Origin of the sequence: Candidatus Palibaumannia cicadellinicola (genome assembly GCF_000754265.1) — a bacterium.
Taxonomy (GTDB): domain Bacteria; phylum Pseudomonadota; class Gammaproteobacteria; order Enterobacterales; family Enterobacteriaceae; genus Baumannia; species Baumannia cicadellinicola_B.
In genome coordinates this window covers 69,841-95,816 of record NZ_CP008985.1, presented here as the reverse complement: position 1 = coordinate 95,816, position 25,976 = coordinate 69,841, and the positions used below count along the sequence as shown (strand labels likewise).

21 protein-coding genes and 1 pseudogene are annotated in these 25,976 nt (G+C 41.7%); 7 read left to right on the top strand and 15 right to left on the bottom strand.

Annotated elements, in window-relative coordinates:
• Positions 1–166: 166 nt before the first annotated feature.
• Complete coding sequence (gene purC, locus IM45_RS00410) at positions 167–880, top strand: phosphoribosylaminoimidazolesuccinocarboxamide synthase (RefSeq protein WP_038497852.1); 714 nt, start codon at positions 167–169, stop codon at positions 878–880.
• 50 nt (positions 881–930) lie between these two features.
• On the opposite strand, the gene dapE is transcribed toward purC, so the two are convergent.
• The 4 genes from dapE to cysK all read right to left on the bottom strand — a co-directional run bounded on the left by dapE (position 931) and on the right by cysK (position 5,555).
• Positions 931–2,064, bottom strand: a complete 1,134-nt coding sequence (dapE, locus tag IM45_RS00405; RefSeq protein WP_038497849.1) for a succinyl-diaminopimelate desuccinylase — start codon at positions 2,062–2,064, stop codon at positions 931–933.
• Positions 2,065–2,315: 251 nt separating this feature from the next.
• Positions 2,316–4,040: a phosphoenolpyruvate-protein phosphotransferase PtsI gene (gene ptsI / locus IM45_RS00400; protein WP_038497845.1), complete on the bottom strand. Its 1,725-nt coding sequence runs from the start codon at positions 4,038–4,040 to the stop codon at positions 2,316–2,318.
• 55 nt (positions 4,041–4,095) lie between these two features.
• Positions 4,096–4,353 carry a phosphocarrier protein Hpr gene (ptsH, locus tag IM45_RS00395; protein ID WP_038497841.1) on the bottom strand — a complete coding sequence of 86 codons (258 nt, stop codon included), beginning with the start codon at positions 4,351–4,353 and terminating at the stop codon, positions 4,096–4,098.
• Positions 4,354–4,586: 233 nt separating this feature from the next.
• Positions 4,587–5,555, bottom strand: a complete 969-nt coding sequence (gene cysK / locus IM45_RS00390) for a cysteine synthase A (RefSeq protein WP_038497838.1) — start codon at positions 5,553–5,555, stop codon at positions 4,587–4,589.
• 272 nt (positions 5,556–5,827) lie between these two features.
• On the opposite strand from cysK, the gene zipA reads away from it, so the two are divergent.
• Both zipA and ligA read left to right on the top strand, forming a co-directional pair.
• Positions 5,828–6,619, top strand: a complete 792-nt coding sequence (zipA, locus tag IM45_RS00385) for a cell division protein ZipA (protein ID WP_038497835.1) — start codon at positions 5,828–5,830, stop codon at positions 6,617–6,619.
• Positions 6,620–6,689: 70 nt separating this feature from the next.
• Entirely contained in the window at positions 6,690–8,747 is a 2,058-nt protein-coding gene (gene ligA / locus IM45_RS00380; RefSeq protein ID WP_038497833.1) for an NAD-dependent DNA ligase LigA, read from the top strand.
• Here ligA and IM45_RS00375 read toward each other — a convergent pair.
• Complete coding sequence (locus tag IM45_RS00375) at positions 8,736–9,923, bottom strand: FAD-dependent oxidoreductase (protein WP_038499448.1); 1,188 nt, start codon at positions 9,921–9,923, stop codon at positions 8,736–8,738. The two genes, ligA and IM45_RS00375, sit on opposite strands and share 12 nt — an antisense overlap.
• Before the next feature lie 126 nt (positions 9,924–10,049).
• On the opposite strand from IM45_RS00375, the gene miaB reads away from it, so the two are divergent.
• From miaB to lnt, 3 genes are all read left to right on the top strand, one after another.
• A complete protein-coding gene (miaB, locus tag IM45_RS00370) occupies positions 10,050–11,387 on the top strand; it encodes a tRNA (N6-isopentenyl adenosine(37)-C2)-methylthiotransferase MiaB (protein WP_038497829.1) in 1,338 nt (445 codons plus the stop codon).
• 124 nt (positions 11,388–11,511) lie between these two features.
• Positions 11,512–11,982 (top strand): rRNA maturation RNase YbeY, encoded by a 471-nt coding sequence (ybeY, locus tag IM45_RS00365; RefSeq protein ID WP_038497826.1) that lies wholly within the window; start codon positions 11,512–11,514, stop codon positions 11,980–11,982.
• A gap of 17 nt (positions 11,983–11,999) precedes the next feature.
• Positions 12,000–13,595 (top strand): apolipoprotein N-acyltransferase, encoded by a 1,596-nt coding sequence (gene lnt / locus IM45_RS00360; RefSeq protein ID WP_051984588.1) that lies wholly within the window; start codon positions 12,000–12,002, stop codon positions 13,593–13,595.
• Positions 13,596–13,604: 9 nt separating this feature from the next.
• Here lnt and hemD read toward each other — a convergent pair whose 3' ends face one another.
• From hemD to tusA, 9 genes and pseudogenes are all read right to left on the bottom strand, one after another.
• Positions 13,605–14,345: a uroporphyrinogen-III synthase gene (gene hemD / locus IM45_RS00355; protein WP_038497823.1), complete on the bottom strand. Its 741-nt coding sequence runs from the start codon at positions 14,343–14,345 to the stop codon at positions 13,605–13,607.
• On the bottom strand, positions 14,346–15,296 hold the full coding sequence (gene hemC / locus IM45_RS00350) for a hydroxymethylbilane synthase (RefSeq protein WP_038497820.1): 951 nt from the start codon (positions 15,294–15,296) through the stop codon (positions 14,346–14,348).
• A 222-nt stretch (positions 15,297–15,518) separates the two neighbouring features.
• Positions 15,519–16,220, bottom strand: coding sequence for an NAD(P)H-flavin reductase (fre, locus tag IM45_RS00345; protein WP_038497816.1), 702 nt, complete (start codon positions 16,218–16,220; stop codon positions 15,519–15,521).
• Between the two features lie 56 nt (positions 16,221–16,276).
• A complete protein-coding gene (ubiD, locus tag IM45_RS00340; protein WP_038497813.1) occupies positions 16,277–17,758 on the bottom strand; it encodes a 4-hydroxy-3-polyprenylbenzoate decarboxylase in 1,482 nt (493 codons plus the stop codon).
• An 81-nt stretch (positions 17,759–17,839) separates the two neighbouring features.
• The gene (gene rpoH / locus IM45_RS00335; RefSeq protein WP_038497811.1) at positions 17,840–18,700 is read right to left on the bottom strand and encodes an RNA polymerase sigma factor RpoH; all 861 of its coding nucleotides are present in this window, start codon (positions 18,698–18,700) and stop codon (positions 17,840–17,842) included.
• A 108-nt stretch (positions 18,701–18,808) separates the two neighbouring features.
• Positions 18,809–19,771, bottom strand: coding sequence for a permease-like cell division protein FtsX (gene ftsX / locus IM45_RS00330; protein WP_038497808.1), 963 nt, complete (start codon positions 19,769–19,771; stop codon positions 18,809–18,811).
• Positions 19,761–20,429, bottom strand: a complete 669-nt coding sequence (gene ftsE, locus IM45_RS00325) for a cell division ATP-binding protein FtsE (RefSeq protein WP_038497805.1) — start codon at positions 20,427–20,429, stop codon at positions 19,761–19,763. The genes ftsX and ftsE overlap by 11 nt, the downstream gene beginning before the upstream one ends.
• A 6-nt stretch (positions 20,430–20,435) precedes the next feature.
• Positions 20,436–21,353, bottom strand: a pseudogene (ftsY, locus tag IM45_RS00320) (signal recognition particle-docking protein FtsY); the annotation flags it as partial.
• A 263-nt stretch (positions 21,354–21,616) separates the two neighbouring features.
• Positions 21,617–21,907 carry a sulfurtransferase TusA gene (gene tusA, locus IM45_RS00315; protein ID WP_420021800.1) on the bottom strand — a complete coding sequence of 97 codons (291 nt, stop codon included), beginning with the start codon at positions 21,905–21,907 and terminating at the stop codon, positions 21,617–21,619.
• A gap of 391 nt (positions 21,908–22,298) precedes the next feature.
• Between tusA and pitA the strand changes: the two genes are divergently transcribed.
• Positions 22,299–23,813, top strand: a complete 1,515-nt coding sequence (gene pitA / locus IM45_RS00310) for an inorganic phosphate transporter PitA (protein WP_038497803.1) — start codon at positions 22,299–22,301, stop codon at positions 23,811–23,813.
• Between the two features lie 6 nt (positions 23,814–23,819).
• Here pitA and prlC read toward each other — a convergent pair whose 3' ends face one another.
• Positions 23,820–25,871: an oligopeptidase A gene (prlC, locus tag IM45_RS00305; RefSeq protein ID WP_038497799.1), complete on the bottom strand. Its 2,052-nt coding sequence runs from the start codon at positions 25,869–25,871 to the stop codon at positions 23,820–23,822.
• Between the last annotated feature and the right edge of the window lie 105 nt (positions 25,872–25,976).

Genomic DNA, 25,976 nt, shown 5'->3' with positions numbered 1-25,976 from the left:
ACCAAAACAGTAGCTGGCATACTCTGCTGCTATATGATATGTTCCCATCAATTATGAGTAACAAAAACGGTAAGTTAGATATATTACCCCCTAAAATACTATTTTAATACAGCGGATTAACTAGAGAATAGGATCAATAGTTAAGTCAATAGGAATCAATGCAAAGATGAAAAAGTTAGCGGAGTTTTATCGCGGCAAAGCAAAAACTGTCTATACTACCGATGACCCACATTTTGTGATACTAGAATTCCGCAATGATATCTCAATGCTAGATGGTAAGTATCTCAAGCAATTTGATCGCAAAGGTATGATAAATAATCAGTTTAATTATATTATTATGCAAAAATTATTGAGATCCGGTATTCCAACACAGATAGAGCGAGTACTATCTCATCATGAAACTTTGGTTAAGAAGCTAAAGATGATTCCTGTAGAGTTTGTTGTACGTAACCGAGCTGCTGGTTCAATCGTAAAACGTTTAGGCATAAAAGAGGGTCAGATTCTCGATCCTCCATTGTACGATTTATTTTTAAAAAACGACTCCATGAATGATCCAATCATCAACGCTTCATACTGCAGAACCTTCGGTTGGGTTAGCGAGGTGCATTTTGCTAAGATGAAAGAGTTAACTTATCAGACTAATCATATTCTAAAAAATTTTTTTGATGATGCTGGACTTATTTTGGTAGACTTTAAGTTAGAGTTTGGGTTGTTTAATGACGAAGTTGTTTTAGGTGATGAGTTTTCTCCAGACGTTAGCCGATTATGGGATAAGAAAACATTAAAGAAAATGGATAAAGATCTTTTTCGTCAAAGCTTAGGCGGTGTTATTGAAGCATACGAGGAAGTAGCTAGACGTATCGGCGTTTCTTTTAACTAATTACTAAGTTTTGATTATATACAATATAATCAATTACCATCGAATAGACTTTATAAAATTAGCAGCTCCATAATACGTTGGTACATACGGCTCAACAGCTGTAAATCAGCAGCGCTAACGCACTCCTTATGGATAGTTGTGCTCACCGGGCCGAGCTCAACTATCTGCGCGCCCATGCGTGCGATAAAGGGACCGTAGGAGGTTCCTCCAGTAGTTTCTAACCTAGGGGTTATCTCTTGATATTGCTGTACTGCTCGAACTACCGCTTCTAAAAGTTCTCCATGAGTAGTGAGAAATGGGTTGCCGGAAAGCCACCAGTCAATGTGGTAATATAGGCCGTATTGTTGCAATATAGCATCCACCCGCTTCCGGATGATTTCATCAGTTAATTCGGTGCTAAACAGAAAATGCAACTGTACTATTAGTTCACTTGGTATAGCATGGATACTACTAGTACCAGCATGAATGTTCGCAATCTGCATTGTAGTAGGTGGGAAGAAAGCATTACCTTGATCCCATTCTGTGGATACCAGAGTTTGTAATAGTTTTATAGCTCGGTGTACCGGGTTATCCGCGAGATGCTGATAACTAATATTATCCTGCACGCCCTTAACCACAATATTAGCGATGAGCGATCCACATCGTCCGTTTTTGATAACATCTCCTACCTGACGTTTGCTAGAAGGTTCACCTACTAAACAATAATCTAGCCGTTCATTACGAGCTCTCAGAGTATCAACTACCTTAACCGTTCCTATTCCATTGTGTGCGCTCGCTTCTTCATCAGAAGTTATCAGAAATGCTAGACGGCCCTCATGGTGCGGATGTTGTTTGACAAAGCGCTCGGCGGCTACGACCATAGCTGCTAGTGAGCCTTTCATATCTACCGCGCCACGGCCATATAGCATACCATCACGTAGCGCTGGTTTAAACTGTGGATTCTCCTTATCCCAGCTTTGCTCACCATAACTAGGCACTACTTCTGTGTGCCCGGAGAAGGCCAACGTACGACCATTACCGCGCCAGGACCAAAAATTTATGGTGTTATCGAAAACCATAGGTTCGATGGTAAAGCCAAGTGCCTGTAGACGTGCAATTATGATAGCTTGGCCTCCGGTCTCCTGATTGCTAAGTGATGGAGACATCATTAACTGCTGCGTGAGTTCTAGAACTGGACAAGACATATTGGACCTCGCAGGCGGTTAATGTGTTATACGTATCATGGAATAACAACAGGTAAGCTAGCAAAGGTATGTTTCGACCAAATCATTATCCCAAGTTGAAGTAGATTGCTCTGAGCTAATACACATACTTACTTAATGTTACCTAACGTCAGGATTACTGATAATATTATCGTTGAAAATCACTTCAATGTTTCTTCTTCCGTCAGAAGATCTCTTACCCTGACTTAGGAGTAACTATTTCCCATCTCTTTTTAGTTAATAAACTTATTGATAAACTTATTGACTAGATTAATTACATCTTCGGCGGTTGGTTGAGCTAGTGCTTCTTCTGCTAATAATTTTGCATTAATAAAAGTTGTGTTACGAATAATTTTTTTTATACGCGGGAGAGAAATTGCACTCATACTGAATTCATCTAGTCCCATACCTAATAACAATAATGTAGCACGTTCATCTCCTGCTAGCTCGCCACACATACCAGTCCATTTTCCTTCGGCATGAGATGCGTCGATAACTTGCTTAATTAACATTAATACAGCCGGAGACATAGGATTATAAAGATGAGAAATTAACTTATTACCCCGATCGACTGCAAGAGTATACTGTGTCAAATCGTTTGTTCCAATACTAAAGAAGTCTACTTCCTTGGATAGATGACTAGCTATCACGGCTGCAGCCGGTGTTTCTACCATAACGCCAACTTTAATATCTTTGTCAAACTTATGATGCTCTTTATGCAATTGCTCCTTTAGCACATCTAATTCAAGCTTCAGGATACGTACTTCTTCCACTGAAATAATCATCGGATACATGATACGTAGTTTTCCAAATGCCGACGCTCGAAGAATAGCGCGCAGCTGAGTATGTAATATTTCCTTACGATCGAGGCCAATACGGATCGCTCGCCAGCCTAGGAATGGGTTGTCTTCTTTCGGTAGATGCATATAAGGGAGGTCTTTGTCACCACCTATATCTAGAGTTCGTGCTATAACCCAACCGGTAGGCATCGACTTTACTATATTTTTATAGACCTGAAATTGCTCTTCTTCGCTTGGCAGGGAATCGCGGTTCATAAATAAAAATTCAGTACGATAAAGACCGATACCTTCTGCACCATTACGCTCCGCACTGGCTATTTCACGTATAGTACCAATGTTAGCGCAAAGTTCTACTTGGTGCCCGTCGATAGTAATTGCTGGTAGTTCTTTAATCTTAGCTAGCTCGTTTTTTTCAGCAACATACTGACTTTGCAGCTTTTTTAGTTTTTCTACTATTACCGGCGCTGGGTTAATATAAAGATGGTTGTTAATTGCATCGATAATCAGGTAGTCACCATTATTCACTATTGTTGTCACATTGCTGGTACCTACTATTGCCGGCAATTCTAGTGAGCGAGCCATAATAGAGGTATGCGATGTCTGACCACCTAGATTAGTAACAAAACCTAGCACTTTATCCAGATTCAGCTGCGCGGTCTCGGATGGTGTCAGATCGACAGCTACTAGCACTACTTCTTCGTTAATGGCACTCAAATCAATGATAGGCATGCTAAGAATATTGCGTAGCAGGCGTTTACCAACGTCACGCACATCAGTGACACGTTCTTTAAGATATTCGTCGTCAAGTTTTTCTAGTGCTTGAGCCTGAGTCTCAATGACAGAGTAAACAGCAGCATCGGCGCTTACGAGATCTTCTTTAATCAGAACTATGATGTCCTGCTCAAATTCTTCGTCTTCTAATAATGCAATTTGTCCTTCTAATATAGCTTCTTTTTCTTTACCGAAAGTTGCACCTGCTTTCTTTTTAATGGCTTCCAACTGTGCGGACGCTTTGGTGCGTCCAGCGATAAAACGTTCGACTTCTTGTTCAACCTGGGGGGTAGTAATGTTTTTCCGGTTGATGACAATATTATCTTCTTTTAAGAGTAGCGCTTTACCAAAGGCAATGCCCGGTGATGCTAATATGCCTGAAATCATAACCCTACCTTATTCGTGACATATGTTAACTAAAAATAACGTGCCTTTATATGTATTACACAAGCTCTGCCATTAGTTTGACTAAATGTTCTACTGCTGTCTTTTCGTCTTCACCTTTCGCGGCAATAGTGATCATAGTACCATGCGTAAGACCGAGGGTTTGCAGTTTAAACAAGCTTTTAGCACTAACGCTTTTACCATTAGAGGTGATGGTAATTTCAGAATTAAAACCTTTAGCTTTTTTGACAAACTGGGTTGCTGGCCTAGTATGTAAACCGTTGGGAGCGGTAATTATCACTGTTTGTTGGTACATTTTGTTTCCCCAACTCATTAGATTATATCAGTCTCATGGTGCTAAAGTTTAACCTAAAAGGTTTACTTTAGCTTATATTATAATTAAGAACTAGTCCTACAGTCGCTACGCTATGATAAATAATTTCAAATATCATTTATAACAAACTACAATATGCAGATAATAATTGCTTCATGCATATTAACTACAAAAAAGCACCCAGTAGGGTGCTTTTCATTAAGCTATGGTAAATTTCATTGTAATTCTGTTGCTGTGAAAAGATCTGCGAATAGAGCTGTACTGAGGTAACGTTCACCGGAAGAAGGCAAGATAACAACTATATTTTTATTAAATAAAGTTTTTTCTTCTTGTAATTTCAGCGCGGCAGCTACCGCAGCACCAGAAGAAATACCAGCTAGGATGCCTTCCTCTTCCATTAAACGTCGTGCGGTATGGATTGCTTTTTCATTAGTAATTTTTTCAACACGATCAATAATACTTAGATCTAAGTTTTCTGGAATGAAACCGGCACCAATACCCTGAATTTTATGTGGTCCCGGTGTAATAACTTCTCCAGCTAGTGCCTGGCTGATCACCGGCGAATCGCTAGGTTCTACCGCAACTGTGATCACATTATGGTTCTGGGTGCGGCGCTTAAGATAACGGCCGACACCAGTTAGAGTACCGCCTGTGCCAACACCAGCAATAAAAATATCCACTTCTCCATCAGTGTCCTCCCATATTTCAGGGCCGGTGGTATGCTCATGAATCTCAGGGTTAGCAGGATTACTAAACTGCTGTAGCATAAGGTAACGTTTTGGATTAGTGAGAACAATCTCTTCTGCTTTAGCAATAGCGCCCTTCATCCCTTTTTGTCCATTAGTCAGCACTAAGTTCGCTCCTAGGGCTTTCAGTAGTTTGCGCCGCTCAATACTCATGGTTTCTGGCATAGTAAGAGTTAGCTTATATCTACGTGCAGCCGCTACATAGGCTAATGCAATACCTGTATTACCGCTAGTAGGTTCTACTAGTTCTATACCTGGTTTTAGCACGCCACGTTTCTCTGCATCCCAGATCATATTAGCACCAATGCGGCACTTAATGCTGCCACTTGGATTACGATATTCCACTTTTGCTAGAATACGGCCATTGCCAATACGGTTTAAACGGACAAGCGGGGTATGGCCGATTGTCAGCGAATTGTCTTCGTAAATTTTGCTCATGGCCAGTCCTATAGTACAGATTAGAGGAATAATTTAAGTATAAGTATACTCTTTCAGTATATCGGTAAAAGTAAAATAATCATCTATCGATATGTTATTAAGAAATAAGTTTTCAAAATAGAATTTGCTATGTTGGTATTTTACCATCAACTTAGAAATACTTTGTACTATAAGACTTGTACTTGTCGGCACGGAGAAATACAGTTTAAAAGAATAAATGTTTTGCCAGTTTGGTAGGTAATATCAAATGAACTCAAATAGCTGAGATAGTAATGATACAAAATTTGCGTCTAATATTAATTATTATGGGTGGAATGGCCATCATTGTACTGCTGTTACATGGTTTTTGGACTAGTCGTAAAGAGCAGTCTGCAGTTTTCCACGATCCTTCAGTAACTAAAAAAAAATATCAGGATGGTAGTGATAGTGAAACGCAGCTATCTGATAAGACAAATATAGATAAACCAGATTTTGATAATGACGTACCATTTGAGTGCACGTACACTAAGTACGATTCATTTAACTATGACGTACTAATACCGCCGGATGAACCTTTGTTAGCGTATGAGACTCAACAGGAAAGCCATGCTTCGTGTTCCGCACAGCAGACTCAGACTACACAGGCACCTCATAGGGAAAGGGAAACAGTGCTTGTGCTAAATATAGCTGCCTATAATGGCACTGTAATAGGCGGGGAAGACTTATGGCAAAGCCTTTTACAGGCTGGATTCCAATTTGGTGATATGAAGATATTTCACCGTCATTTGAGTCCTACTGGCGGCGGACCAGTACTATTTAGTTTAGCAAATATGATCAAACCTGGTTGGTTTAATACGGAGAACATGACCACATTTACGACTCCTGGCATATCTATGTTCATGATAGTACCATCCTATGGTGATGCCCATCAGAACTTCAAGCTGATGTTACAATCTGCCCAGCAGATTGCCGATGATTGCGGCGGCGTCGTGTTAGATGATAAGCGTAATATGTTGACTCCGCAAAAGTTAGATGTATATAAAGCGCGTATCTATAATATTCTGGAGATCAATAACGGCACTTGACGCTACCGTTTGGTAAAATAGTTTAATTTCTTAGCTTATATCTTATTTTGCTGCGAGAATGAAATTCTCCATGAAACAGATCGAACAACATATTCAGCAATTACGTGAACAGCTACGTTATTGGAATTGGTTATATTACGTAGAAGACGCACCAGAAGTGTCTGATGTTGAATATGACTGGGTTATGACGCAATTACGCGAACTAGAAAAGCAACGTCCTGATCTTCTAACCAACGATTCTCCCACACAACATGTTGGTGGACAAGCACAAAGCCGCTTTCGCCAGGTACGCCACAAGGTGCCGATGCTCTCACTAGATAAAATATTAGAAGATACAGATTTCCTTACTTTTGATAAGCGGGTGCGTGATAGATTAAAGCATAACGATGATCTAACCTACTGCTGTGAACTAAAATTAGACGGACTAGCAGTAAGTTTACTCTATAAAAATGGTAAGCTAATACGAGCTGCGACTCGCGGAGACGGTCTGATAGGTGAAGACGTCACTACTAATGTGCGCACTATACGTATGATTCCGTTATGGTTGAAAGATGACGGCAATGTGCCACGCTTAATTGAAATTCGTGGCGAAGTTTTTATGTCAGAAGCCGGTTTCCTGCGTCTGAATGAGATAGCGAAACGAGAAAAAAGCAAGGTTTTTGCTAATCCGCGCAACGCAGCGGCTGGCTCGCTACGACAAATAGATCCTGCTATTACCGCGACACGATCACTAAATTTTTTGTGTTATGGAGTAGGACTAATCGAAGGAAAAGAACTACCAGGAGGTCATTGGGAACTCTTGCAGCAGTTTAAAATATGGGGCTTGCCCGTCAGTGATCGTATCCGCCGTTGTGCAGGCTACAATAAGGTTTTAGGGTTTTATCGCCAGGTGCTTAAGATGAGGCCGGTGCTAGGTTTTAACATCGATGGTGTCGTAATTAAGGTCGATTCTTTAGTGCAGCAGCAGCAGCTTGGCTTTATCGCTCGTGCGCCTCGCTGGGCCATTGCTTATAAATTCCCGGCTCAGGAGCAACTAACCCGGGTACAAAATATTGAGTTTCAGGTCGGTCGTACTGGGAGAATAACGCCAGTAGCACGGCTAGAGCCCGTTTTGGTTGCTGGTGCTCTAGTTAGTAACGCTAGCTTACATAATTATGATGAAATTAAACGCCTTGGATTGATGATCGGTGATACGGTCGTGATTCGCCGTGCCGGTCACGTGATACCGCAGATTATCAATGTTGTGACCGCGCAACGGTCTACGGATGCGCATACAGTGAAATGTCCCCGACACTGTCCAGTATGCGGCAACGAAGTTGAGCAAGTCACAGGGGATAAGATTATTCGCTGTATCGCCGGTATAGACTGCGATGCGCAACGTAAGGAGGCGCTGAAACACTTTGTTTCCCGCCGTGCAATGAATGTCATTGGTATGGGAAGTCAAATTATTGATCAACTAGTAGATTGCAAACTAGTGCAAAACCCAGCTGATTTATTTCGGCTAAACAAAGATAGAGTGACTTGTTTGCATCGTATGGGGCCAAAGGCAGCGCAAAAATTGATTAATGCACTCGAACGTGCTAAAGAAACTACTTTTGCCCGTTTTATTTATGCGCTTGGCATTCGCGAAGTCGGGGAGGCAAAAGCAGCCCATTTGGCAATGTATTATAGAAATATGGGTGCGCTCATGGTAGCTGATATCGAATCACTAACTAATGTTCAAGATATAGGAATAATAGTTGCGACCCATGTACAAAATTTTTTTAATAACAAAAACAATCTCGCTGTAATCAATGAATTATTAAGCCCAGATATTGGCATTCAATGGGCATCTCCGCTATCCGTCTTGGACGCAGTAAATCATGCTCATCCGTTTTCTAGTAAAACTATTGTGCTAACAGGTTCTATTACTACCTTATCACGGGAAGAAATCAAGGGTAAGCTGGTAGCATTAGGCGCTAGGATTAGTGGGAGCGTCTCTGCTAAAACCGACTTATTGATTGTTGGCAAGGCTCCTGGCTCCAAGTTTATGAAAGCACAACAACTGAACATTAAGATTATGGAAGAAGCGGAATTACTTTCTATTTTAGATGCAGTAGTAAAGTCAGCAAAAATATCACAAACCTAGTACATATTTTAGTACTCTTAGTTTGATACCATCTGCGCGCTGCGCTAACATTAGACCGATATTGCGCGCTAGCTTTAACGGCGGTAGATCATTACTAAAGGTGGTGTAAAAAACATCCATTACTGCTTGTATCAGTAAATTGTTGCAGCGGCGTTGATGCTCATAACGTCTAAGTACCTGTAGACTATCCCAGGGCTCATCATGTTCTATCGCACTGATTAAAACCTCGGCCAGCGTCCGAGCATCACGTAAGCCAAGATTGAATCCTTGTCCTCCCAAAGGGTTAATGGTATGTGCAGCGTCGCCAATAAGCGCTAAACCAGGTTTAACGTAATTGCCCGCGTGACTACGTGTTAATAGAAATGAAGCTGCGTTGTGCAGCTTTATAGTACCTAGACGCGCTGGAAAAGCTGTCATAACCTTATGCGTTAATGACTGCAGCGTTAATTGTTGTAGCTGCCGGATACGCCATGAACTATCATACCATACCAGGGATGCCCACTTATCATACAAGGGCAAAAATGCTCGTGGTCCAGTCGGAGTTAACATCTGCCAGGTTGATTTATGTTGATAGCTTTTATCTTCTATCTCAGCACTAAGCAGCATGCAAGACTGTCGATACTGCCAGCCACTGATGGTGATACCTGCATGCTGCCTGACCTGTGAATTCGTACCATCGGCCCCGACCAACAAACGGTTGGTAATTTCACTGCCGTCAGAGAGTCTCAATAGCCAGCGACTGCCGTCATATTGCATTGCTTTTAGTACTGCCGGACAGCGTAGCTTAAGCTTGTCGCACCCGGATAAGCTCTGCCATAATGCTTGCTGTAGCCTCCTATTTTCTACCATACAACCTAGTTCTGGTAAATTAATAGATGCTGCATCAAATACTACTTCTGACGATGGACATTCCCATATATATAACTGACGATAAGGAACGCAAAAATCATCGCCTATATTTTGCCATACTTGTAGACTACGTAAGAATTCCACTGATGTATAATTAATTGCCGATACTCGAATATCTGGTTTGATCCTGTTTACTACTTTAGCCAGAGGCAAAGATTCTATTACCAGAACACTAAAACCGGCTTTTGCTAGAGTCAGTGCAAAAGTAGCACCCACCATTCCGCCGCCGACAACTACTACATCATGGTACTCTTTAGGCGTATTAATCTTATTCTGATGTTCAAATGTTACCATTTTCATACCCATTATACGTGGTATACTTATTATTATATCTCAAAACTAATCCTGCACGAGCCTTCAGCTTTTTTTACTATACTGAGTAAGGGTAAGCTAATGAACGCCAAATTACATATCAAAACCTGTGGCTGTCAGATGAATCAGTATGATTCATCGAAGATAGCTGATTTATTAGATAGTACTCATAGGTATCATTTGACAGATCTCGCCGAAGAAGCAGATGTTCTATTGCTGAATACCTGTTCAATCAGGGATAAGGTTCAGGAAAAAGTTTTTCACCAATTAGGCCGCTGGCGAATTCTAAAGGAAGCAAATCCGGATTTAATTATTGGCGTAGGCGGTTGCGTAGCTTCGCAGGAAGGATCTCGCATACGTGACCGCGCTAATTATGTGGATATTGTCTTTGGGCCGCAGACCTTGCACCGCCTGCCGGATATGATTAACCACGTGCGTAGTACCCGTAGTCCTGTTGTGGATATAAGTTTTCCTGAAATAGAAAAATTTGATCATCTACCTGAACCTCGCGCAAAAGGCCCCACAGCATTTGTCTCTATTATGGAAGGCTGTAATAAATACTGTAGCTTCTGCGTGGTACCTTATACTCGCGGCGAGGAAGTAAGCAGGCCGTGCGAAGATATTCTTTTCGAGATCACCAAACTTGCAGATCAAAAAGTTCGTGAAATCCATCTATTAGGGCAGAATGTCAATGCCTACTATGGTACGCGCGACGGCGGCGGAATTTGCACCTTTGCTGAACTACTACGGCTGGTTGCGGGCATTAGTGGTATCGACCGCATCCGTTTTACTACAAGTCACCCTCTTGACTTCACGGATGATCTCATTGATGTCTACCGAGATACTCCGGAACTAGTCAGTTTCGTTCATCTTCCGGTGCAAAGCGGTTCAGACCGTATTTTGACTATGATGAAACGTGCTCACACTGCCTTAGAGTATAAATATATTATTCGTAAGCTACATAAGGTACGACCGTCGATCCAAATTAGTTCAGATTTTATTGTTGGTTTTCCAGGTGAAACCCAGGAAGATTTCGAGCAGACCATGAATTTTATATCAGAGGTAAATTTTGATATAAGCTTTAGTTTCATCTATTCCGCCCGTCCGGGCACACCTGCTGCTAATATCGTTGATCCAGTGAGTCAGCAAGAAAAAAAGCAACGACTATATATTTTACAGGAGCGTATTCGCCAGCAGGCTATGCGGTTTAGCAATGCTATGAAAGGTACAATACAGCGTATTTTGGTGGAAGGTACCTCACGCAAAAATGTGATGAACCTATCAGGACGTACCGAAAATAACCGTGTGGTAAACTTTGTAGGTAACCTTGGGATGATAGGAAAATTCGTTGATGTAGAAATTGTTGATGTATATCCAAATTCTTTGCGCGGTATCTTCAGATCTGCGGATATAGAATAGTATTAACTACATCAAATCACACTAAAAATAATGCCTAAATGTAAATATATTGTGATGTTAAATATATACAGTCCTATCATCAGGGTAAATACCCGCTCGCCGGCTGAAGGGTATGTAACAATTTATGAGCATAATTATTTTAGATTTACAACTGGCCTGTAATGAACTGTATAATTTACCGCCTGAGAAAGCTTTAATGCGTTGGTTGCAGGGAGTATTACCGCTGTTTCGTGATCAAGCTGAGGTTACCATTCGCCTGGTAGATGAGGCAGAAAGTTCTTATTTGAATAAGACTTATCGAGGTCAAAATTACCCAACTAATGTACTTTCGTTTCCTTTCGAGGCACCACCAGAAGTAGAACTTTTGCTACTAGGTGATATCGTTATCTGCCAGCCAGTAGTAGAACGAGAAGCACAGGAACAAAATATAACGTCCGAAGCTTATTGGGCGCATATGGTTATTCATGGATCCCTGCATTTACTAGGGTATGATCATTTCCTCGAGGAAAAAGCTAAGAAGATGGAGGATCTAGAAACCGAAATCATGCAGAAACTAGGCTATTTAGATCCCTATCTTGCTGATAAGAATACATAAACCAAAATTATTACCTTATGGTTATCAATCTATCCAGGCAAATAGAGTATAAAAGAACTATTGCCTATCTCTTAAAAGACCACTGGAACCTGACTATCCCGCTATTAACAGGTGCGTGTGGTACCCTGGCTTTTTCTCCGTATAATTTTTGGCCAGCTGCTATTATTTCCCTGACGGGCTTGTTGGTTGTCACGCTTAATAGCGTCGTACGGCATGCCGCCTTGCTAGGTTTTATCTGGGGCATTAGCCTATTTGGTACCGGCATCAACTGGGTTTATGTTAGCATAGCTCAGTTTAGTGGTATGCCCTGCCTAGTTAATGTTGCGCTGGTGGTACTGCTGGTAATATATCTCGCGCTTTATCCCATGTTGTTCGCCTGCCTACTAGCGCAGCTTTGGCCGCGTAATAGTCTGTGGCGGCTTGCGCTCGGTGCCCCAGTATTATGGTCACTTACCGAGTTTATGCGCGGTTGGGTGCTTACCGGTTTTCCCTGGTTACAGTTCGGCTACAGTCAAATTGACGGTCCGTTGAAAGGTTTAGCACCGATATTAGGCGTTGAAGCAATAACTTTTCTATTAGTTATCATCAGTGGCCTTACTGCCAGCGCGCTGTCAAAAAGACGCATGTTGCATGCGCTCTGGGCGCTAGCTTTACTAGTATTACCCTGGCCTTTGTCCTTGTTGCACTGGTATCAACCCCAGCACAATAGTGCAATAAAAGTTGCATTGGTACAGGGAAATATTGCACAGTCAATGAAGTGGAATGCTAATCAAATACCGCTCATACTAGATATTTATCTGCAGTGTACACAACCTGTGCTTGGTAAAGCGCAAATTGTTATTTGGCCGGAGTCAGCTATTCCAGATAATGAGAGAGATCAAAATGCTTTCTTGACGACACTAGATCAAAATTTACGATTGCAACATACTAGTCTAATTACTGGTATTATTGATTCACGTCCTACATCATATGGTTATAATTACTATAACAGTATTATAATACTAGGAGAGTCTACCCCATACCGTTATCCTAGTATGGATCGCTATAATAAGCACCATCTGGTGCCATTTGGGGAAATGGTACCGCTACCACGTCTATTACGGCTACTAACACCATTCTTCAATATGCCTATGTCATCTTTAACTAAGGGAAATTATATTCAGCCGCCATTAACGGCGGCTGGGATGAAACTAACAGCTACCGTATGCTATGAGATCATTATGAGCAGCCAGGTACTCGATAATTTTCGCTCTGATTCAGACTTTCTGCTAACCATTTCTAATAATGCCTGGTTTGGTGATTCTATAGGTCCATGGCAGCATTTTCAGATGGCTCGGATGCGCTCTCTGGAACTGGGCCGGCCCCTGCTACATAGTACTAATAACGGAATTACTGCGGTCATCTACGCTGATGGGACACCGCAAGCACAGTTACCACAGTTCACCCGTAAAGTACTTAACGTTCTAGTAACACCAACTAGTGGTCTTACTCCCTACGCCCGGACAGGATCTTGTTTACGATGGATTGTTACCCTAATCATAGGTTTTAGCGCACTGATTTTGGGACGCAACCGGCTTGATAGATCAAATAGTGAATATTTTTCGCAAGAATGATTCTCAAGTTTAAAGCAATACACGCATTAAGGCATCATTATCTGCCACGTTTACGACGATGATATTTTTCCAGCCTAATTGATCGGCAATGATGGCTAAACGTTCACTCATAACTATTAACCGGCATCGCATAAACCAGTAGTTGTGACTGTATTTAGGCATTAAAGTATAGAATTGTTGTAACATTTCACCACTAGTTATGATCAACGTTTTAATTCCAAGCGATAGTAGGCGATGGCCCTGCTCCTCACCATCGTAAGGAATGGGGTATCTCCGGTAACATTCACAATATTCTACTTGAACGCCTCGCTGGAGTAGAGTGCTCTTTAGCAAGTCTCGTCCTCCGTTTCCGCGTAGTATAAGAGCGCGCCGCCCATCTAAGCTAGCTAGAGAAGGTAGACTTAACAAGCTTTCACTAGTTTCGCACTGATACGGATAGCTTACCGGCAAACCACTTAAACTACGTAGCCTGCGCCCGCTAGTACGACCAATAGCGAAATAACGTAGTCTAACTGGCCATGTTATTCCTTGTTGCAGTAGCCAGGAATGAGCATAATCAATAGCATGTTGAGATATAATAAATAGCAAATCATCATGAGAAAGAGCAGTTAGGCGCTTTGCAAGCATGGGAAGATCGAGGCCTGGTAAAAAGTAAATCAGCGGAAGATGCCAAGCTGATTTACCGTATGTGCGTAATATTTTTACTAGCTGCTCACCAGCTGGAGATGGTCGTGTAACCAGAATACTCATTCATCTCTCGCTAAGAGTTGAGTTGTACTGATAGACACGGTTAAGAATAGCGTACGCTCCTCGGCACAAGAGATCATCGGCCAAGCGTTGGCCAAGCTTTTCTGCTTGAGCCAAAGGTGCTCGTCCCTCGCTACGGATAATAGCAGAACCATCGGGCGCACCAACTAGAGCACGTAACCAGATTTGGTCGCCCTCAATCTCGGCGTAACTACCAATAGGCACTTGACATCCACCTGCCAGCCTAGCGTTCATTGCGCGTTCTGCACCGACACGCAGAGCAGTATCGCGGTGATGTAACGGCGCTAATATCGCAAGAATATGAGTATCCTCTAGTCTGTATTCAATACCTACAGCGCCCTGACCTACTGCTGGTAATAAATCAGCAGGATCGATGGCCATGCCGATGCGATGTGCTAAATCAAGCCGCTTAAGTCCGGCAACTGCCAAGATCAGTGCGTCATATTCACCTTTATCTAATTGATCTAATCTGGTACCAACATTCCCCCGCAAATCACGCATGACTAAATCGGGGCGACGTTCGCGCAATTGGCATTGCCGGCGTAGGCTAGAAGTACCAACTATAGCACCAGTTGGTAGCGTATCGATACTCGTATAACGCACACTAACAAAAGCGTCGCGCGGATCTTCACGGGCGCACAGCACAGCTAGTCCGATACCTTCGGGAAAAGAAATTGTTATATCTTTCATAGAATGAACTGCGATGTCAGCACGCCGGTCTAACATTGCTTGTTCTAACTCTTTAATAAATAATCTTTTTCCTCCTAATTTGGTCAGTGGCTTGTTAAGAATCAGATCGCCGCGAGTAACAATCGGCACTAGTTCTACTAGTAGATTAGGATAATATCCTAATAATTCTTTGCGTACATAGTTCGCTTGCCAAAGAGCGAGCGGACTTTGACGAGTTGCTATTTTCAATCTGTTATTTCGCATACAATCATTAGTTATGTAGTTAATTTTAAGTAAGATAGAAGAAAATCAGCAGGAATATTTAACTAAACTAGTAGTGGTCGAATCGTAGTACTCCAGCAGTCGTTGTTATAGCAAAAATTTAATAACAATTTGGCCTCATAGTTTGTTACAGATACATCGTACGGTAAGTTGTGTTGCTAGGTAGAGAGCTCAGGTACGGAGGCTGATGTAATTACTAAGATATCAGATCAAAGTAAAGGCATCGCTAAACATACGATCTACACAAGCGTAACGCTCAGTGCAAAACAGTTTACGGGCAGACTTCGACATTTCAAAACTACCTGCGATATAGAGATCGTAAGGATTTAAGTTGTGATAGTCTTGCATCACCGCACTTAACATAGTACCCGTTCTACCTTGCCAGTTTTTATCAGGCTGCTCTACCACAGGCACTACTGTAAGTTGGGAATACTTTCGTTCAAATAATGTCAATTCACTTAAATCATACAGATCATTTCGTTCTCTACCACCCCAGTAAAGAGCCACTACACGATGCGGCTGGTGCTCTAGCACGGTGAGTAGAATAGAACGGGCGTAGGAGAATCCTGTGCCGCTAGCGATCAATACGATAGGACGTTCTGTATCATCACGTAACCAGGCTTCTCCCTTAGGAATCTCTACCATAATTTCACGGTCTTTCAGGATGCGATCTATAACCGCCATAGCGCACAAATGCCGTTCAGAAGCACTAATATGTAGTTCAATAAAGCGTGTTTCCTTCGGAGTAGATGCTAGGGAAAACGGTAATTTATCGCGTTCATCCATTATAACCATGAGATATTGACCGGCGCGGAAATTAAAAGCTACTTTCGGCGTCAATCGAACCCGGTAAACCTTTTTGGTAATCGCATCTACGGAAGAGACCTTACAGGTTAATGTTGTCATGCTTACCCTCTGATCTGATAAAATAGTGAAGTTATTAAGCGCCATAGTAGATATTATTAAGAATAACAGTGGTTAAGGATACCAAGTTGTTCCCAAATAGCATCGACATGCGCCTGTATTTTCTCATCCCTTTGAATAGGTGTGCCCCATTCACGCTGCGTTTCACCTGGTAACTTATTAGTTGCATCCATACCCATTTTGGATCCTAGGCCAGACACGGGTGATGCAAAATCAAGATAATCTATCGGCGTATTATCTATGAATACAGTATCGCGTATTGGGTCCATACGAGTTGTGATTGCCCATATAACGTCCTTCCAGTTACGCGCGTTAATATCATCATCACATACGATGATAAATTTGGTATACATAAATTGATGTAAGAAAGACCAGACTCCCATCATGACTCGCTTGGCCTGGCCTGCATATTGTTTTTTTATAGTAACCACTGCTAAGCGATAAGAACAACCTTCTGGGGGGAGATAAAAGTCTACTATTTCTGGAAACTGTTTTTGCAAAATAGGAACGAATACTTCATTAAGAGCGACACCTATCACTGCAGGTTCATCGATTGGTCGACCGGTATAAGTCGAATGATAGATCGCATCACGTTGCTGAGTGATATGGGTGATAGTTAAAACAGGGAAACGATCGCTTTCATTATAATAACCGGTATGATCGCCATATGGTCCCTCAGTAGCCATATCTCCCATTTTAAGGTAGCCCTCTAGAACTATTTCTGCGCTAGCAGGAACTTCTAAATCACAGGAAATACATTTAACTACTTCTGTTTTATAGCCACGTAATAAACCTGCAAAAGCATATTCCGATAGCGTGTCAGGTACTGGAGTAATCGCGCTAAGAATGGTAGCCGGATCAGCGCCCAATGCCACTGCTACGGGAAAGCGCTTATTAGCGTGTCTCTGGGTCCATTCATAGAAATCCAGAGCGCCACCGCGATGGGACAACCAACGCATAATCACCTTATTTTTGTCAATAACTTGCTGGCGGTAAATACCTAGATTCTGTCGTTCTTTATGTGGCCCGCGCGTTACCGTAATCCCACAAGTAATAAGAGGCGCGACGTCACCTGGCCAACAATGCATAACTGGAAGACAACTGAGGTTCACATCAGCACCTTGCCATATCTGCTCCTGGCATGGCGCGGAACGAAGGAGCTTAGTCGGCATATGTAGCACTTGACAGAACTTCGGTACTATCTTCAGTAGGTCACGGAACCCTTTAGGTGGCTCTGGTTCTTTAAGAAACGCGAGGAGCTTACCTACATCCCGTAGTGCGGTAACTTCCTCCTGCCCCATGCCTAATACTATCCGCTCTATAGTGCCGAATAAGTTACATAGCACCGGCATTGAATAACCTTTAGGATGTTCGAACAATAAGGCAGGTCCATTAGCGCGTAGAGTACGATCTGCAATTTCGGTCATTTCAAGATAAGGATCAACAGGCAAGCTAATACGTTTTAATTTACCACGTTGCTCTAAAATATTCAGAAATTCACGTAAGTTACGGTATTTCATAGCATTATCAGAAATAGCATTCAGCCTAATTGTCGGTTACGTTAGTATATTATACTATGTTTATAGTAAAAAAAATTATTATCATTGTGCTTCAATCGCCATGCGTATTTTCTTCATTGCGTTCTTTTCTAATTGACGAATGCGCTCTGCGGATACACCATATTTCTTTGCTAGATCTTGTAGGGTACTCTTGTTATTATTATCCAGCCAGCGAGTACGTATTATGTACTGACTGCGTTCATCTAGTTTTTCCAAAGCTATTTGAAGTTTGTCTGCTGCATGATCATCCCAGTTTTGTTCTTCGATGCTATCGGCAAAATCAGAGTATTTATCCTGTAGATAGAGCATTGGCGCAATAAACAGCCCATCTTGTCCCTCATCATCTAGCATAGGATCGAATGTCATGTCCTGCGCGGCCATGCGGGACTCCATTTCACGGACATCTTTGCTGGTTACTCCTAGCGCTTTAGCAACCATTTCTACCTCGTCCTTATTAAACCAGCCCAAACGTTGCTTGATTTTTCGTAAATTAAAAAATAACCTACGTTGTGCCTTGGTAGTAGCTACCTTAACAATGCGCCAGTTACGTAGTACATATTCGTGAATTTCTGCTTTAATCCAGTGCACAGCAAAGGATACTAGGCGTACACCAACTTCTGGATTGAACCGACGTACCGCTTTCATCAGACCTATATTACCTTCCTGGATTAAGTCAGCTTGAGGTAAACCATAACCAGAATAGTTACGAGCAATATTAACTACAAAGCGTAGATGAGATAAAATTAGTTGCTTTGCAGCTTCTATATCACCTTGATAATGCAGTTTTTCAGCGAACTGAAGTTCTTCCTCTGCTGTAAGCATTGGGTAAGTATTGGCAGCCTTAACATAGTATTCTAGACTACCTTTAGTCATTACAGCCAAAACTGGCTTCTTTTTAATCATTCAATACCTCTCACAAAAGCATTTAAGGTGCGGTACGATTTAGATTTAACTGATGCTAATTTGATGGGGCAATTAGTTAAATAGTTAAAAACTCTGAGTAGAAAAATATTAGTCCGGTGTGAAATGCCGTAAATGTTGTATAGTGGCCAACCAGGCAGCCAACCAGCCCATAATCGCGGATAGTAATAGCAGTAGAACTACTTCATCCCAACTCAGCCCATACAGCACAAAAGTAGTTCCAAATACGGCTGCTACTTTAGCAACAACTGAATTTAGCTGCCATTCTAGAGTAGTAGAAAAGATTACAGATAATATTGCTCCTATTACCCCTAGTAGTACTCCACTGTTGAGAAAAGGCCACAAGATAAAGCTATCAGCCGCACCAATAAACTTCATCACGTTGATCGTATTACGCCGGTTGAAAATACTAATACGGATACTATTGCCTATTACCAAAAAAGTAGTAACTATCATTAATATGCTAATTACTACTGATATTTGACTTATGAGATCTGTGAATGCTGCTAAGCGAGTAAACCAGCTATCATCCATTCGTACTTCATAAATACCCTTAAACCCAGCAAGCTTATCGCACAGCTTCTTTAATATTTCAGCCTGTTGAAAACTAAGCTTGGGTGTGATAATAGCTACTGCTGGTAAAGGGTTATCTTCTAGCATGTTAATCGCGTTGCTAAAACCAGACCAGTGACTAAACTCGTCCATTGCTTCTTCCCGCGACAGATAGTTAACTTTATAGACACCAGATTCTTGTTTGAGTCTTTCGATAATCTTAATCGCCGCATCGTCATCTAGCTCCTTATCTAGATATGCTGTCAACTGTGGGGTAGGATACCACTGCTCTGCTGCCTTACTGATATTTTTCCATACTAAGTAACTTAAGCTAGGCAACGTGAAAGAAATGGCAATGAATATGATTGTAAACAAGGTCGTTAGCGGCTGACGCCACATATCCACAATAGTATTCAACCAGGCATAGCGCCATTGCTCTTTCCAGCACCAGCTTCGCTTTTTGCTTTTAAGGCGGGCTCGTTGGTAAACTTTATAATCCATATATGCCTCTACACATTCTTCCTTGCTTCAGTGTGAGAATTCGATAATTTCTACTGGTAATTAATCTAGTATCGTGGGTAGCTATTAGTACCGTAACGCCAAAGCGGTTAAACTCTTCGAATAACCGTAACATACCCTGGGATAAAACTTCATCTAAGTTACCAGTTGGTTCATCCGCAAGTAGGATGACCGGTTTGTTGACTACTGCGCGAGCAATAGCTACTAGCTGCTTTTCACCGCGGGATAACTGTCCGATAAAGTAGCATGCTTTATCCAATAAACCGACCTTATCCAGCGTTGCAGATACTCTACGGCGGATATCTTCGATGCTCGTGCCGGTTATCACCAGCGGCATCGCTACGTTCTCATAAACAGTACCATCTAGTAACATAAGATGATCTGGAAATATCATCCCAATTTTCCGCCGTAAGAAAGGCACTTCGTTATATTTGAGTCGGCTGAGATTATGACCGCAAAACAAAATATGACCGGTACTCGGGCGTTCAAGACCACATATTAGTTTTAGAAGAGTGCTTTTCCCTGCGCTAGAATTCCCAGTAATAAAAACCATCTCAGCCGGACGAATATGAAGATCAACATCTTGAATAGCTTGTATTCCACTAAGATAGCTTTTACTGACTTGTTGAAAATAAATCATGTTTTATTAATCATCTCGGGAAAATATTGCCTGCACAAAAGTCTCGGCGTTAAAAGGTCGTAAATCATTAATACCTTCACCGATCCCGATGTAGCGAATTGGAATACCGAAACGGTCTGCGATAGCAAAAATTACCCCTCCTTTAGCTGTACCGTCTAATTTTGTCAGGGTGATACCGGTTAGTCCAATAGTTTGATTGAATAAATAGGCCTGATTAATTGCATTTTGCCCAGTACCTGCATCAATAGTTAGCATAATCTCATGGGGTGCCTCAACGTCTAATTTTTTGATCACCCGGACTATTTTCTTTAGCTCTTCCATTAGAGAGATGTTATTTTGTAACCGTCCAGATGTATCTGCAATTAGAACGTCAATGCTACGCGCTTTAGCCGCCTGAATAGCGTCAAAGATAACCGAGGCTGAATCAGCACCAGTATGCTGTGCTACCACAGTTACATTATTACGTTCACCCCACACTTGTAACTGTTCTACTGCGGCCGCGCGGAAAGTATCGCCTGCAGCCAACATCACATTTTTTCCTTCAGCCTGATATTGGCGCGCCATTTTACCAATAGTGGTAGTTTTACCTACACCGTTGACACCAACTATAAGGATGACGAATGGCTTTTGACCATCTATGACTAGCGGCTGACTAACTAACGAAAGAATCGCCGTCATCTCTTCGTATAGTTTACTGTAAAGCGCCTCTGCATCTTTTAGTTTACGGCTATCTACATGCGCAATAAGGTTATCCATGATTTTTGTAGTGGTTTCTAACCCTACGTCGGCAATCAAAAGTTGCGCTTCTAGTTTATCGAATAAATCATGATCTATTTTTTTGCCGCAGAACAATTTGATCAATCCAGATCCAAAATTGTTACGTGTTTTTACTAGACTATGTTTCAGCCTAGTGAATAATCCCTCGTGTAACTGGTGCTCCTGCTTGTGAGAGAAATTTCGTATAGTAATATCAATAGCAGAGGAAGTATGATTGGTTTTGCTACCAGTGGTTGGCGATACGGTATCATGCAATAGGTCTGATTTGCTATGATTATGATCATCGTTACGACGATAGCTGAAAGAGGAAAAGAAACTTCTTTTGTTTTCTTTTGCCATGTGCGACTATGCTCCTTACTTAATATTACCACTATTTATTGCTCGTAAATATTATTCGTCTAATATCGACGCTATCCTATCCTAATTTTTTTAGGCGCCCCCTCTTTCCTTTTTCCTTCCTTGCGTAATAGATAATGATACGGTAGCTGCTTTGTTGCTTGTGCCAACAAAGTATGCTCCATAAACCGGCAAAACGATGGAATATCGCGTATTGTAGATGGATCATCGGTAATAATCAGCAGTATTTGCTCTTCGGGCATATGACGCAAAGTCTTACGTAATATCATGACAGGCTCAGGACAACGTAGACCGCGAGCATCTAGAATTTCATTCGCAGAGTCAAAAACCTTCGATATCAACATTAAGGATTAATTCTCCTATTGTTAGTAAAAAAATTGATACTATTCAATTAAAAAAATCGCACTACTTACTGTCACTACACTACTGAGTATACGTGAGTGATCAGTTTTTTGTTGACATAATTTGGTCTGTTATAAGTCGGCGAAACATAGTATTAGTCTTATACTGCAGTACAACAATTACTAGTAGAAGCAACCTGACTTGCTACTTAAATTAAGCTCATTAATGATTGAAACCTTCGAAAGTAAAGAGTTGAATAACATCATATAAAGGTATTGCTAATTCTATCTGCACTACAATAATCGTCAAAAAAGCCATATTTTTCTTTTCCCTAGGGCTATTTGTCGCAGATAATGCGGCCCGTTCATGTCCAAACAATGGCACCCCTCTCCTATGCTACATTTGTTCGACGGCATGGATTTCCATACCGGTACAATGTTAATTTGTGCATTATTTTTTATCTTACTTTATGAGGCGATTAATGGCTTTCATGATACTGCGAATGCCGTAGCAACTGTTATTTATACTAGAGCCTTGCGTTCTCAATTAGCAGTTGCGATGTCTGGTTTGTTCAACTTTCTTGGTGTACTGATGGGTGGTCTGAGTGTGGCTTATACCATTGTTCATCTATTACCGATTGATCTACTCCTTAATGTTAGTTCGGCACAGGGGCTAGCTATGATGTTTTCTATGCTATTGGCAGCGATTCTTTGGAATTTAGGTACCTGGTATTTTGGTTTACCTGCCTCGAGTTTCCATACTCTTATCGGTGCAATAATCGGCATAGGGTTAACAAACGCGCTGATTATTAATAGTTCAGTAGTACAGGCTCTTAATATTCCTAAGCTGATTGAAATATTCCTATCGTTAGTCATTTCTCCTCTAGTAGGTTTGGTGCTAGCCGGTGCTATGGTTTTTTTTCTACGCTACTATTGGAGTAATACTAAAAAGCGCCGTCGTATTCATATGACGCCCAACGAACGAGAAAAAAAAGATGGAAAACGTAAGCCGCCATTCTGGACTCGCATCGCACTTATCTTCTCTGTTGCCGGCGTCAGTTTTTCGCATGGTGCTAATGATGGTCAAAAAGGCATCGGCCTGATTATGCTAGTACTAATAGGTGTAGCGCCGGCGGGCTTTGTCGTCAATATGAATGCCAGCGGTTATGATATCAGCCGTACCCGTGATGCTGTTAATCACTTACAGCAGTACTATACGCAGCATCAATGCACTTTTAGTGTCGTAAATCCCTTTTTAACGTTACAAACTAACCACAAGGTTTGGAGTTGGAGTCAGAGCGAAAAACCTATACGACAAGAATTACACTGTGAGCTTTCACAGGCATTTATTCCGATACATCGTGCTTCGCTGCTACTGAATAATCTCAATAGTTACGACGAGTTGAGTCCAGAGCAGCGCTCACACCTACGTCGTTTACTTATGTGCCTCGCCGATATTGCTGACAAAGTTACGAAATTTCCAGAAACGCCAGCTACTGATAAACTGTTCTTAAATAATCTACAACAAGATCTATTGTACACGGTCGAGTATGCACCTCTATGGATTATTGTAATCATAGCACTAGCACTGGCGCTAGGTACGATGGTAGGTTGGCAAAGGGTCGCGACCACTATCGGTGAAAAAATAGGCAAAAAAGAGATGACCTATGCGCAAGGTCTTTCGGCGCAGATGACCGCAGCGTTATTCATAGGTATCGCTAGCTATACCGGCATGCCGGTGTCTACTACTCACGTGCTTTCGTCAGCTGTGACAGGTACTATGCTGGTTGACGGTGGTGGTATACAGGGTAAAACAGTAAAAAATATTTTGATGGCTTGGATTTTAACCCTGCCAGTAGCTATTGTGCTGGCAGGGGGGTTATACTGGCTGGCACTTAAATTAATTTAAATAGTATTACTTACTAATATCTCGGATACCGTAGTGGCGTAGCATAGCATCTAACTGTGGTTTGCGTCCGCGGAAACGTGTAAATAATACTATTGGATCTTCAGATCCGCCACGTGAAAGGATATTATCTAGAAATGAATCGCCGGTTTTTCTGTTGAAAATACCCTCCTCTTCTAAGCGCGACCATGCATCGGCAGCTAGTACATCAGCCCATAAATAGCTGTAATAGCCGGCAGCATAACCGCCAGAAAATATATGACTAAAAGCATGGGGAAAACGTACCCATTCAACGCTAGGAACAACTGCGACCTGTGCTTTAACTTTTTTCAGTATTTCCAATACTTGCGCTCCTTGCTGATGATTGTACTGGTAATGCATGCAGAAATCGAAAAGGCCGAATTCTACTTGGCGTAAAATAAATAATGCAGCTTGGTAGTGCTTTACGTCTAGCAGATTATTCAGCAATTCTATTGGTAGTGGTTTACCGGTTTCATAGTGGCCGGAAATTAACTCTAGCGCCTCAGGTTGCCAACAGAAGTTTTCCATAAACTGACTTGGCAGCTCTACCGCATCCCATGGAACACCATTAATACCAGCTACTCCTGGGGTATCTATACGAGTTAGCATATGATGTAAACCATGACCAAATTCATGGAATAATGTGGTAACTTCGTTGTGGGTAAATAGTGCTGGTTTTCCGCTCACCGGAAGATTAAAGTTGCAGGTCAAATAAGCAACAGGCTTTTGTAAGGTACCATCTACTTTACGCATCATACCTACACATTCATCCATCCAAGCACCGTCACGTTTATTGTTGCGGGTATATAAGTCTAAATAGAAACTGCCACGCCATTCGCCTAGCTCATCAAATAAGTCAAAAAAACGAACATCTGAATGCCAGGTATTGACATCATTACGCTCTACCGTAGTGATACCATAAATACGTTTCACGACCTCAAACATACCGCTGAGAACCTGCGGTTCTGGAAAATAAGGACGCAACTGTTCATCGTTGATAGAAAATAGAGACTCTTTTTGTTTTTCACTGTAATAAGCGATATCCCAAGGCTCTAGCGTATCATGATCAAAATGCATTTTTGCGAAAGTACGTAGCTGCGCAAGTTCTTGCTCTCCCTGCGGTCGAGCGCGCTTAGCAAGATCGTTCAGAAAATCGAGTACTTGTTGAGGTTCACGTGCCATTTTAGTGACCAAAGATTTTTCTGCGTAGCTGTTGAATCCCAGAATTTGCGCTAGTTCATGGCGTAACGCTAGTATTTCACTCATAATAGGTCCGTTATCCCATTTACCTGCATTTGGTCCTTGATCTGAGGCACGAGTATTGTAAGCTCGGTATAATTCTTTACGTAAGATACTATTATCACAGTAGGTTAGAACAGATAGATAGCTAGGAAGATTTAACGTAAGTAACCACCCTTCCTGCTCGTGGGTCTCGGCATTGGCGCGTGCAGCCATTCGCGTACTATCTGGTATTCCAGATAACGTATGTTCATCGGTGATCAATTTACTCCATCCGGTTGTGGAGTCTAGTACATTATTGCTGTAAGCTGACTCTAACTCAGACAACCTGGCGACAATATGTCCGTAGCGCTGCTGTTTTTCTGTAGTCAAGTTAATTCCGGAAAGTTCGAAAGAGCGTAATGTATTATCTATAGCTTTTTTCTGCGCTATGCTTAGCTGATTATAATCATCGCTATGACGCAGATTATAATAGGCATTGTACAACCCTTTATGTTGCCCCACCCAGGTACTGTACTCTGATAATAGTGGCAGAATTTGTTCATAGACAGCGCGTAGTTGTGCACTATTCTGTACTGCATTTAGATGATTGACTGGTGACCAAATACGGCTTAAATCGTCATCCGCATCTGCTAGTATCTGACAAAGATTATCCCAGTTAAATGCACCTGAATAGGCTACTACCTTTTCAACGGTTTGACGACAATGGTTCAATGCTGCTTGGACAGCCGGCATAATATCCTCAGGATGGATCGCGGAAAAAGGAGGTAAGAAAAAAGGGGTAAGCAAAGCATTTTTCATAGTAGTACGTTCCAGATGATCATTCGTTCATAACCATAATTCAAATAATGCACTGTTTTTACTCCTTATATAAAGATTAAAACAAAATCAAACCAGCTGAATAAA